General features: G+C 58.8%; 13 protein-coding genes. 9 read left to right on the plus strand and 4 right to left on the minus strand.

What is annotated here, in order from left to right; translation table 11 throughout:
- Window positions 1-23 precede the first annotated feature (23 nt).
- The 8 genes from modA (at window position 24) to ABVT35_RS17400 (ending at window position 9,438) form a co-directional block, all read left to right on the plus strand.
- Window positions 24-779 (plus strand): molybdate ABC transporter substrate-binding protein, encoded by a 756-nt coding sequence (modA, locus tag ABVT35_RS17365; RefSeq protein ID WP_368467987.1) that lies wholly within the window; start codon window positions 24-26, stop codon window positions 777-779.
- A 3-nt stretch (window positions 780-782) separates the two neighbouring features.
- A complete protein-coding gene (modB, locus tag ABVT35_RS17370) occupies window positions 783-1,466 on the plus strand; it encodes a molybdate ABC transporter permease subunit (protein ID WP_368467988.1) in 684 nt (227 codons plus the stop codon).
- Window positions 1,463-2,557 (plus strand): molybdenum ABC transporter ATP-binding protein, encoded by a 1,095-nt coding sequence (gene modC / locus ABVT35_RS17375; protein ID WP_368467990.1) that lies wholly within the window; start codon window positions 1,463-1,465, stop codon window positions 2,555-2,557. The genes modB and modC overlap by 4 nt, the downstream gene beginning before the upstream one ends.
- A 48-nt stretch (window positions 2,558-2,605) precedes the next feature.
- Complete coding sequence (locus ABVT35_RS17380; protein WP_368467992.1) at window positions 2,606-4,357, plus strand: sensor histidine kinase; 1,752 nt, start codon at window positions 2,606-2,608, stop codon at window positions 4,355-4,357.
- 5 nt (window positions 4,358-4,362) lie between these two features.
- The gene (locus ABVT35_RS17385) at window positions 4,363-5,706 is read left to right on the plus strand and encodes a sigma-54-dependent transcriptional regulator (protein ID WP_368467994.1); all 1,344 of its coding nucleotides are present in this window, start codon (window positions 4,363-4,365) and stop codon (window positions 5,704-5,706) included.
- Window positions 5,707-6,036: 330 nt separating this feature from the next.
- Window positions 6,037-7,032: a DctP family TRAP transporter solute-binding subunit gene (locus ABVT35_RS17390; RefSeq protein ID WP_368467996.1), complete on the plus strand. Its 996-nt coding sequence runs from the start codon at window positions 6,037-6,039 to the stop codon at window positions 7,030-7,032.
- A gap of 101 nt (window positions 7,033-7,133) precedes the next feature.
- On the plus strand, window positions 7,134-7,817 hold the full coding sequence (locus ABVT35_RS17395) for a TRAP transporter small permease (RefSeq protein WP_368467997.1): 684 nt from the start codon (window positions 7,134-7,136) through the stop codon (window positions 7,815-7,817).
- Between the two features lie 4 nt (window positions 7,818-7,821).
- On the plus strand, window positions 7,822-9,438 hold the full coding sequence (locus tag ABVT35_RS17400) for a TRAP transporter large permease (protein ID WP_368467998.1): 1,617 nt from the start codon (window positions 7,822-7,824) through the stop codon (window positions 9,436-9,438).
- Between the two features lie 17 nt (window positions 9,439-9,455).
- Here ABVT35_RS17400 and ABVT35_RS17405 read toward each other — a convergent pair whose 3' ends face one another.
- A complete protein-coding gene (locus tag ABVT35_RS17405) occupies window positions 9,456-10,697 on the minus strand; it encodes a pyridoxal phosphate-dependent aminotransferase (protein WP_368467999.1) in 1,242 nt (413 codons plus the stop codon).
- Between the two features lie 75 nt (window positions 10,698-10,772).
- Between ABVT35_RS17405 and ABVT35_RS17410 the strand changes: the two genes are divergently transcribed.
- The gene (locus ABVT35_RS17410; protein ID WP_368468000.1) at window positions 10,773-10,997 is read left to right on the plus strand and encodes a hypothetical protein; all 225 of its coding nucleotides are present in this window, start codon (window positions 10,773-10,775) and stop codon (window positions 10,995-10,997) included.
- Window positions 10,998-11,036: 39 nt separating this feature from the next.
- Here the strand turns inward: ABVT35_RS17410 and ABVT35_RS17415 are convergent, their stop codons facing one another.
- The 3 genes from ABVT35_RS17415 to ABVT35_RS17425 all read right to left on the minus strand — a co-directional run bounded on the left by ABVT35_RS17415 (window position 11,037) and on the right by ABVT35_RS17425 (window position 13,993).
- A complete protein-coding gene (locus ABVT35_RS17415) occupies window positions 11,037-12,233 on the minus strand; it encodes a multidrug effflux MFS transporter (protein ID WP_368468002.1) in 1,197 nt (398 codons plus the stop codon).
- A gap of 117 nt (window positions 12,234-12,350) precedes the next feature.
- Window positions 12,351-13,367, minus strand: a complete 1,017-nt coding sequence (locus tag ABVT35_RS17420) for a nickel/cobalt transporter (protein WP_368468004.1) — start codon at window positions 13,365-13,367, stop codon at window positions 12,351-12,353.
- The gene (locus ABVT35_RS17425; protein WP_368468005.1) at window positions 13,358-13,993 is read right to left on the minus strand and encodes a DUF1007 family protein; all 636 of its coding nucleotides are present in this window, start codon (window positions 13,991-13,993) and stop codon (window positions 13,358-13,360) included. Before ABVT35_RS17425 ends, ABVT35_RS17420 begins: the two co-directional genes overlap by 10 nt.
- Window positions 13,994-14,089 lie beyond the last annotated feature (96 nt).

A 14,089-nucleotide genomic window follows, 5' to 3' on the forward strand; every position in this document is an offset into this window, starting at 1 on the left:
TTGTAACAGGATACCGGGCCGAGATGATTAGGCGAGTTGCAGCTATTGCGTTTGCACTGCTCGTAGCGCTGTCGGGGGCGAAGGCTGCCGACAGGACGCTGGTTTTTGCGGCGGCCAGCATGAAGGATGCCGTGGAATCGGTTGCCGAAGCCTACCGCAATGAAACCGGTCAGCCTGTAACGGTTTCCTATGCCAGTTCCGGCACGCTTGCCCGACAGATCGAAGCCGGCGCACCGGCGGATATCTATCTTGCCGCCAATCCGGACTGGATGAATTATCTCGAAGAGCGCGGACTTATCGAGCCCGACAGCCGCAGGAACATTGCCGCAAATGTGCTTGTTGTCGTTACCGGCGAAGGCGGCAGTCCTGCAACACCGAAGGCGCTTTTGAGCGCCGGCCGTTTTGCCATGGGCGATCCTGTGCATGTACCGGCAGGGCTTTACGCCAAAAAGGCGCTTATGGACCTTGGCCTTTGGGACCAGCTTCGCACACAGGCCGCCTATGGCGAGAACGTCCGGGTAGCGCTGGCGATGGCAGCGCGCGGCGATGTTGACTATGCCATTGTCTATGCATCCGATGCGGCAATGCGCGATGATCTGAAAATCGCCTATGAGTTTGCGCCGGACGTGGAAAATCCCATCGTCTATCCGGTTGCGTTGACCAACTCGGCCGGCGGGCAGGCCAGTGCCTTTTACGATTTTCTTCTCGGCAAAGCCTCGGACGGTGCGTTGGAACCGTTTGGGTTTTTGCTGCCTCCCGCCCCTGGACCGGACAGCTAACCGATGACGGGAAGCGAAGCAGCCGGCATAGTCCTTTTGTCTTTGAAAATCTCGGCCACCGCGATGCTGTTTGCCGTGCCGGTTGCCTTCATCGTCGCCTGGGTGCTGGCACGGCGGGAATTTTTCGGAAAAAGCCTGCTGCAGGCGCTGGTGACGCTGCCGCTTGTCATGCCGCCGGTTGTGACCGGCTATCTGCTGCTTGTCGTTTTCGGCCGCAGCGGGAGCCTCGGAAAGGCTTTTCATGCCATCGGCATCAACTTTGCCTTTCAATGGACCGGTGCCGCACTTGCAGCCGCCGTCATGGCCTTTCCGCTGCTCGTGCGGCCGATGCGGCTGTCGATCGAAGCGCTGGACCGCGGGCTCGAGGACGCCGCCGCGACACTGGGCGCAGGTGCGGTCACCCGGTTTTTTACCATCACGCTGCCGCTCGTCCTGCCGGGGGTTATCGCCGGTGCCGTTCTTGGTTTCGCCAAGGCGCTTGGCGAGTTCGGCGCGACGATCACCTTCGTTTCCAACATTCCGGGTGAAACCCAGACACTGTCGCTCGCCATCTACTCGCTGCTGCAAAGCCCATCGGGCGATCAGGCGGTCATCATGCTGATTACCATATCGGCGTGCCTCGCCATCGGATCGGTTCTTTTGTCGGAGTGGGTTGGCAGGCAAATCGCGCAAAGGGGGCGGGCATGAGTCTGGAAGTCCTGGTCCGGTCACGCCTTGGAACCTTCGAAATCGACGCCGCTTTTGAAGCAGGAACGGGCGTTACCGCCCTGTTCGGAAATTCCGGCTCAGGCAAGACGAGCGTTCTGAAGATGATCGCCGGGCTTGTGCGGCCGCAGACCGGTCGCATCAGGGTGGACGGAGCCGCCCTCTACGACAGCGACGGGGGTGTTGACGTTCCGCCGCATGCGCGCCGCATCGGCATGGTCTTTCAGGATGCGCGGCTGTTTCCGCACATGTCCGTCAGCCGCAACCTGACCTACGGCCGCTGGGCAGGCAAACGCAAGGGCAGTGCCGACTTCAAACGCATAACCGAGCTGCTTGGCATCGGATCATTGCTGGGCCGTTATCCCGGAACGCTATCGGGTGGTGAAAAACAGCGGGTTGCCATTGGCCGTGCGCTGCTGGCCGATCCGGCGCTCCTGCTTATGGACGAGCCTTTGGCCTCGCTTGATCAGGAGCGCAAGCGCGAAATCCTGCCCTATCTTGAAGAGGTGCGGGACGAGACCGGCCTTCCCATTGTCTATGTCAGCCATGAGGTCGACGAGGTGGCGCGTCTTGCCGATACGCTGGTGCTCCTGTCGGATGGCAAGGTTCTGGGTTCGGGTGATGCGGTCGACGTGTTTTCCAAACTCGAATTCGGCCCGGCGCTTGGGCGGCACGAGGCAAGTGCGCTGCTAAGCGGAACGGTGCGCGGTTTTGCTGCTGACTACGGCCTGTGCGAGGTTTCGCTTGACGGCGAGCATACGCTCTATGTGGTCAATGACCGGGTCAAGACCGGTGACCGGCTGCGCATGCGCATAAAGGCACGCGATGTGGCGCTTTCCCTGAAGGCACCGGAAGGGGTGAGCATTCGCAATATACTGCCTGGTGTCGTTGTTTCATTTGCCCTCGATGACAGCCCGTTTGTTGAAATCGTTCTGGACGTTGCCGGACAGATGCTGCGCGCCCGTATCACCCGGCAGGCCTTTGACGAACTTGGTATCAGCGCCGGCCTGCCGGTCTTTGCGATGATCAAGTCCGTTGCCATCGGTCAGCGCATGCTTTCGGGCAGAGCCTGAGGGGTTGCATGTTTGGCTTTTTCGCCCGTTTGTGAATAGGCTTTGTAAATGGTCAGTGGAGCAACCATTCGCAGAAACTTCCGCCGCACCCGCGTAACGACGGCGTGCGCGGTGTGCCTGTTTGCCCTGGCGGCGATTTTCATCAGCGCCGAATGGTGGCGTCAGCGGGCAGAACAGCAGCTTGAAAACAAGGCTGCGGAAACCCTTGCCGTGCAGGCTGAGGCGCTATCGGGTATTCTCGACAAATACCGTCTTCTGCCGCCGCTGCTTTCGCGCGAGAAATCGGTGGTTGCGCTGTTTGACGATATGGGTGCCGATACCAGCGATGCGGCCCGCCAGAAGGCGATCGAGATTGCCGGCATGTCCGGCGCCAAGGAAGTGGCGTTCCTCTATCCGGACGGACGGGTCCTTGCGACTGCAGGCGGGCTTTTTTCCGAAAATGCGGAAGAACACAGGAAGCTGCTTGAGGCAGTAAGGCAGGGGCGGCTCGGCCGGCAGGCCATTTCGCTCGATTCGGAGCAGCGCGCCTATGCTTTTGCTTTCGGTGTCAGAAAAGACAGCAAACTGATCGGAGCCATTGCCGTTTATGTCGATTTCGATCCGGTGGAGGCAACCTGGTCGCTGTCAACCAATCCGATTTTCGTGACCGATCAGACCGGAACGGTGTTTTTGACAAACAGGCCGCTGTGGCGGCTGAGACCCCTTTCAGATCTGATGGCCGATGCTGCGGCTCCCGACCACTATCTTGTCGGCGGCAATGTTCTTCACAGCGACCTTACCCGCCATTTGCCGCTTCTCGACTGGCAACTGCACGTGCTTTCCGATGAGCGCCCGCTGGTAACGGCAGCGTGGATCGGCGGCATCATCGCAGGCCTTGTGAGCCTGCTCTTTGGTGCGGTTGCGTTTATCGTAGTGCAGCGGCGCGAGGCGCAGCTCCTGCGCATGCGCCGTGACCGTGCGTCGGCGTTGCGCCTTGAACGTCTTGTGCGTGAGCGCACGAAGGCGCTTAGCGAAACCAACATTTCCCTGTCGCGTGAAATAGATGAACGGCGGCTGACCGAGGAACAATTGCGCAAGACTCAGGCCGAACTTGTGCAGGCCACCAAGCTGGCGGCCCTTGGCCAGATGTCGGCGGCGCTCAGCCATGAATTCAACCAGCCGCTTGCCGCCATCCGGACCTACTCGGACAATGCGCACCGTTTCCTCGAGCGTGGCAAGACAGACAATGTCTCCGACAATCTCACCCGAATCAGCGGCCTGGTCGACCGGATGGCAAGGCTGTCGCGAAGCCTGTTATCATTTTCGAGGAAGCCCGGGACAGCGATCAAGCCGGTTCCACTGGCTCCGGTGCTGGACGAAGCCCTGATGCTGGTGCGACCGCGTGCCAAAAAGGCGGGCGTGGCGCTGGAAACGGAAATTCATGGCGGACCCTATTATGTGCTCGGCGGGCAGATCAGGCTGTCGCAGGTATTCGTCAACCTGATCAATAATGCAGTCGATGCTCTTGCCGGTCAGGAAAACGGCAAGGTTCTCATAACCGTCGGGGCGCAAGGCGACGGTGTCATAGTGCGGGTCGAAGACAATGGTCCGGGCATTCCGGAAGACCAGCGCGGATCGGTATTCGAGCCGTTTTTCACGACAAAGGATGTCGGTGCGGGGATCGGCATCGGCCTTTCCATCGCCAGCAGTATCGTCCGCGATTTCGGTGGCACGATAGAACTTGAGGAAGCCGCCGGCGGCGGCGCATGTTTTTCGGTGTGCCTGAGGGCTGCCGATGCATCTGACATAGCAGCGGAGTAGACGGTTTGGACGGCGCCAATCCCATAATTCACCTGGTCGACGACGATGACGATCTGCGCCACGCCCTTGCGCAGGGTCTTGAACTGGAGGGGCTGACGGTTGTCGTGCACGACCGTGCGGATGGCATTCTCGATAATCTCGGGCGTGAGGATTACGGCGTCATCGTCACCGATATCCGCATGCCAGGAGATGACGGAATGACGCTTTTGAAAAAGGCGCTTTCCATTGATGCGACCTATCCCGTCATTCTGATTACGGGCCATGGCGACGTGCAGCTGGCTGTCGAGGCGATGCGCGGCGGCGCCTATGATTTCATTGAAAAACCGTTTCCCGTTTCGCGGCTCTCGACTGTCATAGAGCGGGCGCTGGAAAAGCGGCGGCTGGTGCTTGAAAACCGGACACTGCGCAGCGAACTCGATCAGCGCCACGATCTGACGCAACGTCTTGTCGGGCGTTCGGCGGGGATCATCCGTTTGCGTGGCCAGATCAGCGCCGTTGCCGAAACCGATGCCGATGTGCTTGTCGTCGGTGAAACCGGCGCGGGCAAGGAGGTTGTCGCCCGTGCCCTCCATGATTACGGACCGCGGGCAAAGGGCAACTTCGTCGCCATCAATTGCGCCGCGCTGCCGGCGGATATTTTTGAATCGGAACTGTTCGGCCATGAACCCGGTGCTTTTACCGGTGCGCAGAAACAACGCATCGGCAAGCTGGAGCACGCCCATGGCGGCACGATCTTTCTCGACGAGATCGAATCGATGCCGCTCGATCTGCAGGCAAAGCTGTTGCGGGCGATCGAACAGCGCAGTATCGAACGGCTCGGTTCCAACAAGACCATTCCGCTCGATGTGCGGTTTGTGGCGGCAACCAAGTTCGACCTTGAGAAGGAGGGCGTCAAGGGCACGTTCCGTTCGGACCTTTATTACCGGCTCAATGTCATCACGCTGACCATTCCGCCATTGCGGGAACGAAAGGACGACATACCGCTCCTGTTTTTCCATCTGGCGCGGGATGCACGGGCGCGCTATCGCCGCGAAATTCCGGAAATAGATCACAATCTCGAGGCTCAGCTCATCGCCCATGACTGGCCGGGCAATGTGCGCGAGTTGCGCAACTACGCAGAACGGTTCGTGCTCGGCATGTGGAACGGTTTCGATGGTTCGTCAGAGAGGGAAGAGCATGGTTCAGCGTTGTCCGACCGTGTGGCGGCCTTTGAGAAGGCGACTATCGAGGCGGAGCTGTCACGCCATGGCGGGGCGCTGAAGCCGGTTTACGAAGCGCTCGGCATTTCCCGCAAGGGGCTTTATGACAAGATCAAGCGACTCGGCATCTCGGTTGATACGACCCAGTGAATTTCGCGCCTAATGTGTAGACGGTTACCCGCTTGTCCGTCGGGTATGTGTAGTTGCCTACACATGATGAAAAGGGTGCCCGCCGTCCGGAATTTGCGAAGGGTGTCTTAACCTTTTGTAAACGCGCGATTTTATCCAACTTACTGCAATTCGGCAAAAACTGGCACGCAACTTGCGATGTAACGGGAGACGGAAAGCCGTCAACCGGGAGGAATTTTCGTTTTCATCTGAGGACAGCGCTTCCGGCTGCCGATTTCCGCTAGCCGGCCGGGTTCCATCCGGCCTTGGGAGAACCAGAGCGTGCGCAAAGCACGCCTCAGGAGGTTAATTATGAAAATGCTATTGGGCGCCGTTTCGGCAATCGCACTCACCCTGTCCGCCGGGCAGGCACTGGCCGATTGTGATGACGGCGAAATCGTCATCAAGTTCAGCCATGTCACCGCGGATTCAGGCCATCCGAAGGGCGATGCCGCAACGGCCATTGCCGCCCGCATCAATGAAGAGATGAACGGCAAGGCCTGCATGGAAGTCTATCCGAGTTCGACGCTGTTCGACGACGACAAGGTCATGGAAGCGCTGCTCCTGGGCGATGTGCAGGTGGCGGCTCCATCGCTTTCCAAATTCGAAGCCTATACGAAGAAGTACCGGCTTTTCGATCTGCCATTCCTGTTTTCATCGGTTGACGCGGTTAACAAGTTCACGCAAGGGCCGGTCGGCCAGGAATTGCTCGGCGCGATCGAGGACAAGGGCTATACGGGGCTTGGTTATATCTATAACGGCCTGAAGCACTTTTCCGCGAACAAGCCGCTTCTGGTTCCGACCGATGCGCATGGGCTGAAGTTCCGCACGCAGACCTCCGATGTTGCCGTCGCCATGATCGAGGCAATGGATGCCTCGGCCCAGAAGCTTGCCTTCAAGGAAGTCTATGGCGCCTTGCAGACCGGCGTTGTCGACGGGCAGGAAAACACCTGGTCGAACATCTACAAGCAGAAGTTTTTTGAGGTTCAGGACGGCATCACCGAAACGAACCACCAGTTCCTGACCTATCTTGCGATCACGTCAACGGAATGGCTGGACAGCCTTCCGCAGGACGTTCGTGAGCAGTTCGTGACGATCTTCGCAGAAGAGGTCAACAAGGCGAACGCCAATGCTACGGCCATTAACGAGAAGGCCAAGGAAGGCATCATTGCCGCCGGCGGCGTGATCCGCCAGCTGACGCCCGAACAGCGCCAGATCTGGGTCGATACGATGAAACCCGTCTGGGAACAGTTCGAGGATGATATCGGCAAGTCGGTTATTGCCGCCGCGGTCGATTCCAACAGCTGACCTTGTTGCAAAACCCATGGGTGCCCGTCCCGTCGAGGGCGGGCACTCGCATAACGTCAGGATGCATTTCGCTTTGATACGCTCCTGAGGGGGAGGATTACATGCCAGCCTATCTGCCCTATGTCGGCATGGTGCTGATTGTCGTCGTGTTCTATTTCATCGAACGTGTCCGACCAAAAACGGTGCTGCGGTTTGAAGAAAACGTGCTTGCGGTGCTGCTCGCGCTGATAACTGTCGTTTCATTTATCCAGGTCATTGCGCGCTATGGATTCAATACCGGCTGGGGCGGAGCGCTTGAATTTACCCGCATCCTATTTGCCTGGATGATCCTCTTCGGCATGAGCTACGGCATCAAGATCGGCTCGCATCTGGGTGTCGATGCTTTTATCAAGATGCTGCCCGCCAGACTGTTCAGGGCCGTGGCGCTCTTCGGTGCACTTTGCGCTGTCATCTACGCAGTGATGCTGATTTCCTCCACCTGGCTGACGCTGTTCGGCGTCGAAACCAGGGGCGGCGGGGCGGTCGACTACTGGAGCAAGATGTACAAGATCGGCATCGGGCTCGACGATCTGCGCTATCCGGTGTGGATGCAGGATACGTTCGGTCTGCAGGAACGCGTGCAGCGCTGGATCGCCTATCTCATCCTTCCCATCGGCCTTGCACTATTCACCTTTCGCAGCCTTCAGGCCATGGGGCAAATCTGGCGCGGCGAGCGCGAAATGATCATTGCCAGCCATGAGGCCGAAGAGCTGGTCGCTGAAAACAAAGACATTCTCAAGGACTGACATTATGGACGCGATTATTCTTTTTGTCCTGGTTCTGGGACTGCTCTTTGCCGGTGTGCCGGTGGCGGTTTCGCTCGGGCTTTCATCGATTATTGTCATCGCCTTTTTCTCCAACGACTCCATGTCGTCGGTGGCGCTGCAGCTCTTCACCGCCTCGCAGAATTACACGCTGCTGGCCATTCCGTTTTTCATCCTGGCCTCGGCCTTCATGTCGACCGGCGGCGTAGCCCGGCGCATCATCCGCTTCGCCATTGCCGCGGTTGGACATTTTCGCGGCGGGCTGGCCATGGCCAGCGTTCTTGCCTGCATGTTGTTTGCTGCATTGTCGGGCTCGTCGCCCGCAACCGTCGTTGCGATCGGCACCATTGCAATCGCCGGCATGCGGCAGGTCGGTTACAGCAAGGAATTTGCTTCCGGCGTCATCGCAAACGCTGGAACGCTGGGCATTCTGATCCCGCCCTCCATCGTCATGGTGGTCTATTCTGCGGCCACCGACGTTTCAGTCGGGCGCATGTTCCTGGCCGGTGTCGTACCGGGCATCGTTGCCGGTCTGATGCTGATGATCGCGATTTACGTCATGGCGCGGATAAAGGGCCTTCCGGCCGAACCGTGGAAAGGGTTCCTAGAGATCCTTGAAGGCGGCAAGGAAGCCGGGTGGGGCCTGTTTTTGATCATCATCATCCTCGGCGGTATCTATGGCGGGGTCTTCACGCCGACAGAGGCGGCGGCCGTCGCGGCGGTCTACGCGTTCTTCATTGCGCTCTTCATCTATCGCGATATGGGGCCGATGAAGGATGTGCCGTGGGTGTCTGCCGAAGACAGCGACAGAGCCCGGGTCGGCTTCAACGGATCCGTTTACGGCGTCGCCTTCTTCTTCGTCTGGATGATCCTGTCATTCTTCGCGACCGCTGAAGCGGGATCTGTGACGGTCGCCGGAAGGGCGCAGCTTGGCGTTGTCCTTTCCCTCCTCATTGTTGTTGCCTATGTGCTTTGGCGCGGCAATGAAGGCATTGGCAAGGTGCCCGCCCACCTTCTCGCGGGCCTGCCGATCTGGGGCCGCAACCTGTCGCTGATGGGGCGCAATCTCTTTGCCGTCTTCTTCAACGACGATACCCGAAAGGTGATGGTCGACGCATCGAAGACGACGATCATGCTGATGTTCATCATTGTTAATGCGCTGCTCTTTGCCCATGTACTGACGGGCGAGCGCATTCCGCAGGCGATCACCGAGCTGATGATTGATGCCGGCTTTACCTGGTTCACCTTCCTGATAGCCGTCAATATCCTACTTCTGCTCGGTGGCCAGTTCATGGAGCCGTCGGGGCTGTTGCTGATCGTCGCGCCGGTTGTGTTTCCGATCGCCATCGAGCTTGGCGTCGATCCGGTGCATCTCGGCATCATCATGGTGGTCAATATGGAAATCGGCATGATCACCCCGCCGATCGGGCTCAACCTCTTCGTCACCTCGGGCATTACCGGCATGAGCCTCATGCGGGTGGTCAAGGCGGCACTGCCGTTTGTGGCCGTGCTCTTTGCCTTCCTGATCCTGGTGACTTACGTGCCGGATCTGTCGACGATGCTGCCCTATGCGCTGATGGGGCCGGAAATCGTCACGCGATAATTGCTGTCGGCGGCGATCTAGTTGCCGCCGGCGTTTTGCTCTAGGAATTCCGCCATCCGCTCGATGGCGGTTTCAATCCTGTCTTCAGAGGCGGCACAGGAAAGCCGCACATAGCCTTCGCCGAAATCGCCGAAATCAGGACCGCCGACAAGTGCCACACCGGCCTCCTCCAACAGGCGGGAGGCAAGGTTCTTGGCCTTGAACCCGGTCGCCGAAATATTCGGAAACGCATAGAACGCGCCCTTCGGCGTTGCGCAGCTGACATTGGGGACGGCGTTGAGCCTTTCTGTTACAAGCTTTCGGCGATTGTCGAAGGCGGCAATCATGGTCTCCACATCGTCCTGCGGGCCGTCGATGGCGGCAATGCCTGCATACTGGCTCGGGGTGTTGACGCAGGACCAGCAATTGACGGCGAGCTTGCGGACCTTGTCATAGAGATTGGCGCTTTTCGGTCCGTTGGGCCAGATCGACCAGCCCATGCGCCAGCCGGTCATCGCCCAGGTCTTCGACCAGCCATTGAGCACAATCAGCCGGTCGCGGATCTGCGGAAAGGTCAAAAGCGAAGTGTGCTCTTCGCCGTCATAGGTCATGACGTCGTAAATCTCGTCCGACATGATCGCGACCTGCGGGTGTCGCTCAAGTCCTTCGACCAGCTGTTCGATCTCGCTGCGCGGTGTCACCCCGCCCGTTGGATTGGCGGGCGAATTGACGATCAGGAGCCGCGTCGCGGGGGTGATCTTGGAAAGTGTCTCCTCGGCCGAAAAGGCAAAGCCGTTTTCCTCGCGGATCGGCACAGGCACAGCCTTTGCGCCGGTGTAGTCGATCATCGAACGGTAGATCGGAAAACCGGGATCGGGATATAGGATTTCGGTGCCGGGTTCGCCGAACATGGTGATGGCCGCAAACATGGTCGGCTTGCCGCCCGGCATGATCATCACATTTTCCGGTGAAACTTCGATGCCGGTTGTCGTCAGTGTACGGCGCACCACGGCCTCACGTGTTTCCAGCAGGCCCGTTGCCGGCGTATAGCCGTGATGGCCGTCACGCAGCGCCTTGATCGCGGCTTCGACGATGTGTTGCGGGGTTTTGAAGTCGGGCTGCCCGATACCGAGATTGACGATGTCGCGGCCTTCGGCCTGCAAAGCGGCAGCGCGCGCCAGCACAGCAAACGCATTTTCCTCGCCGATACGATCAAAAGACGCGACAGTCCGCATGAAATCACCCTTTGCGTGCACGAAAATCCAAACCGGGTCCTTCATGGCGCATCGGGGCTGTTAATTCAATCGGATGTGTGTGATGAGAAAGCCCCGCGAAATTCAAACAAGGGACCGCAGATGTCCGGCAGCAGCGCAAAATCCTCGGCAATCGCGGCCGCTATTATCCTGGTGGCTGTGGCTGTCATATTCCTGGCGATGCCGAGGATCGTTCTGGCTCTCGGTGAGGTTTCACCGTGGCTCGGCTATGGAGTTGCAGCCCTTTTTGTATTCGGGTTTTTTGCCCTTTTCTGGTTGCGGGCGCGCTATCAGCGCGGGCAAGACAAATCACCGGACGATGGCTGAGCAAGCATCGGCCAAAACAGCAAACAGCAATCGTTGATCTTACCCGGGCTGATGCGCCGCGAATTTCGCAACTGTCAGCCGGGACAGGATCAGTGCGCCAATGCCGCAAAGCGCAATCGCCGCGATCATCGGTGTTGCGGTGCCGTCAAAGAAGGGACTTGCTGCGGCTATCATAGCCCCGCCGGCGACCATTTGAAGCGTGCCGCCGAGCGATGAGGCAAGGCCCGCAATATCGCCGTGATTGTCGAGTGCCATGACCATCGTTGTCGGTATGACAAGTCCAAGGCATGCGTTGGCGGCAAAGAGGAACCCGACAATTACAAACAATGTTCCGTGGCCGGCAAGGGTCAGCGCAAACAGGATCAGCGTTAGCAGGCAGAAGCCGGCAACGGCAATTGAAACCATTTTTGCCATTCCGATCCGTGCGCCGAGGCTTGCGGCGGCTTGGGATGCTGAAAAGAATCCGATGGCGTTGAAGGCGAATGCCAGGCTGAAGCCGGTGGGCGACAGACCGAACTGGCCGGTGTAGACAAAGGACGCGCTGGCGATGAAGACGAAGAAGCTCGCCATGCCGAAGCCGCCGATAAAAGTCAGTCCCATGAATTCGGCATCGGTGAGCAGAACCCGCGAGCCGCGCAGGAAATTACCCACATTGAAGGTCACGCGGTTTTCCGGCTTGAGCGTTTCGGGAAGCAAAAAACCTGTCAGGAGCAGGCTGCACACCGCCGCTACGCATAACAGTGCGAAAATCGACCGCCAGCCGGCCAGCAGGATCATGCCGCTGCCGGCAAGGGGCGCGAGCATCGGTGAGATACTGATCACCAGCATGATCAGCGCCATCAGGCGCGTGGCCTCAACGCCGGTGTGCATATCACGGATGATGGCACGCGGGATGACCATCACCACGGCGGCACCAAGCCCCTGGACAAAGCGTGCCAAAGTCAGGATTTCGATCGAGGGGGCGATAACACAGCCGATGGAGCCGAAGACAAATATCGTCAGGCCGAAATAAAGCGGCGGCTTGCGGCCGACCTGATCGGCGATCGGTCCGTAGACGAGCTGGGACGCGCCGAACGCGATAAAAAACACCGTCAGCGTCATCTGCACGGAGCCAACCGTCGAGCCGAGACTGTCGGCGATCGCCGGCAGGGCAGGCAGGTACATGTCGATCGACAGGGGACCGACACAGGCAAGAAGGCCAAGAACGACGGCCGAGCGAAACATTCCGGCTGACATGGCAATCACTTTCAGAATTTCGTTGCGGCAACAGGGGCCGGGAAACAGAACCTGCCTGTTTAGCGCGATTCGATCCGGACCGCCATGGCAAGCAGCCTTGTCCCAGCGGGTGAAATGCTAGACCTGCAGCGCTGCCACCAGCAAAATGACCCCAAGCAGCAGAACCAGGCTGGCGCCGGCAATCTCGATGGCGTTACCGATGCGGGTGGCGGCCGACTGGCTGCTGGCAAAACGAACCGCCGTGTTTTTTGCCATGACTGCGAGCGTCGCCAGGATGGAAACGGTGATTGCCGTGCCTATCGACATTGCCGTCACGGATAAAAAGCCGCCGAGGAAGAGCCCGTTCAGCAGCGCGAAAGTCAGAACGATCAACGCCCCGGAGCAGGGCCGAAGGCCAATGGCAATGACGGCCGACCAGGCTTCGCGCAAATTCAGCTTTTCGGCACTGATCTGCGATGGATCGGGCGCGTGCGAATGACCGCAGGTCGTGCAAACGCCATCCGGGCCGGTTTCGTGATGATGGTGGTGATGCGTGTGATCATGGTCGTGGGCATGAGCATGGGCATGTGCGTGGATTTGTACCGTTTGGCGGGCAGGGCGAAGTTTCCTGTAAAGCAGCCAGGCGCCGAAACCGGCAATCAATGCGTAACTTGCGATTTCCAGCGAATGGGTCGTTTCAGTCATGGATATGCCGGTGCCGCGCAGCGCGAAATAGGTCACGCCGACAATGACGATGGCGACTGCCCCTTGCATGAATGCGGCCATGAAGGAAATGACGACACCGCGGCGCAGGGTTTGTTCGTTGGCGATGACATAGGACGAGATGATCGCCTTGCCGTGGCCGGGACCAGCGGCGTGAAAGACCCCATAGGCAAAGGACAGGCCGATCAGCACCCAGAGCTTTTGCGGATCCTCGCGCATGGCTTTCAGCGCACCGGAAAGCGCCCGGTAAAAGGCCTGCTGCTGTGTGTTGATCCATGAAAAGAACGAACCGAACGTGCCGCCGGCAGAAATGCCCGGTTCGGCCGAGCCGATGCCCAGCGACGATTGGGCGAACGCGGGAGCCAGCAAGGCGGAAAGCGTGCAGGCGCATAGCACGAGGATGGCAAACCGGCACAAGATCGTTATGCGCATTTCAGCTCAAGCCGTGTTGCGAAAAACTTGGAAAAATCATTGCTCTCGGGATTTTCGAAAAAGGCTTCCGTCAGGCTCTGCTGGTTCTGAGCTAGCACTTCGTCCGGGTCCGGACGTACAACCGCATTCTCGCAGCTACCGGTTTGGCCTTCAACCACAAGGTCGGAATCGTTGAGAAAATCGATCGCGGTATACATGGTCGGATCATAGACGCCGAAGCTCATTGTCCCGTCGAGCGGCATTGCGCTGTCTGGCCGGACCGTAAAAAACATCAGGAGCTGCCCGTCCTTGAAATCAACATGGATGACATCCGGGCCAATTACACCGACGTCTTTGCCGTTGCTGACAATGGATGTGTAGTAATCAAACTCGGCAAGCGATTCACGCACCACCTTGCCGACTTCGGCCAGTTCTTCCGGCTCGAGTTTCAAATTGGCGCTGGTGTCGAACTCGACAAGAACAGTGGAGGAAAACAACTCGTCGAAGCGCCAGACATGGCGCAATTCGTCAACCGTTCCCTTGTCCCCGACAACGACTTCCATGCGCGCTTCCGCAAAGACATGCGGGTGGGCGAAGGCCGGCACGCTGCCGGCAGCCAGTATAAGCGGGGCTAGTGCAAGTTTCACGAGGTTCTGCTGGCCGAACATTGCTGGTGTTTTTCCTTTTGCAATTGCCATTGCCTCAAAAATCGGGCCGGAATTGGACTGCGCAGCAATTCTTTT

The organism is Hoeflea sp. TYP-13 (assembly GCF_040932035.1).
Taxonomy (GTDB): Bacteria; Pseudomonadota; Alphaproteobacteria; order Rhizobiales; family Rhizobiaceae; genus Hoeflea_A.

Coding starts and splice junctions, on each gene's coding strand:
- modA (WP_368467987.1), top strand. CDS start 24: ATGATTAGGCGAGTTGCAGCTATTGCGTTTGCACTGCTCGTAGCGCTG.
- modB (WP_368467988.1), top strand. CDS start 783: ATGACGGGAAGCGAAGCAGCCGGCATAGTCCTTTTGTCTTTGAAAATC.
- modC (WP_368467990.1), top strand. CDS start 1,463: ATGAGTCTGGAAGTCCTGGTCCGGTCACGCCTTGGAACCTTCGAAATC.
- ABVT35_RS17380 (WP_368467992.1), top strand. CDS start 2,606: ATGGTCAGTGGAGCAACCATTCGCAGAAACTTCCGCCGCACCCGCGTA.
- ABVT35_RS17390 (WP_368467996.1), top strand. CDS start 6,037: ATGAAAATGCTATTGGGCGCCGTTTCGGCAATCGCACTCACCCTGTCC.
- ABVT35_RS17395 (WP_368467997.1), top strand. CDS start 7,134: ATGCCAGCCTATCTGCCCTATGTCGGCATGGTGCTGATTGTCGTCGTG.
- ABVT35_RS17400 (WP_368467998.1), top strand. CDS start 7,822: ATGGACGCGATTATTCTTTTTGTCCTGGTTCTGGGACTGCTCTTTGCC.
- ABVT35_RS17405 (WP_368467999.1), bottom strand. CDS start 10,697: ATGAAGGACCCGGTTTGGATTTTCGTGCACGCAAAGGGTGATTTCATG.
- ABVT35_RS17410 (WP_368468000.1), top strand. CDS start 10,773: ATGTCCGGCAGCAGCGCAAAATCCTCGGCAATCGCGGCCGCTATTATC.
- ABVT35_RS17415 (WP_368468002.1), bottom strand. CDS start 12,233: ATGTCAGCCGGAATGTTTCGCTCGGCCGTCGTTCTTGGCCTTCTTGCC.
- ABVT35_RS17420 (WP_368468004.1), bottom strand. CDS start 13,367: ATGCGCATAACGATCTTGTGCCGGTTTGCCATCCTCGTGCTATGCGCC.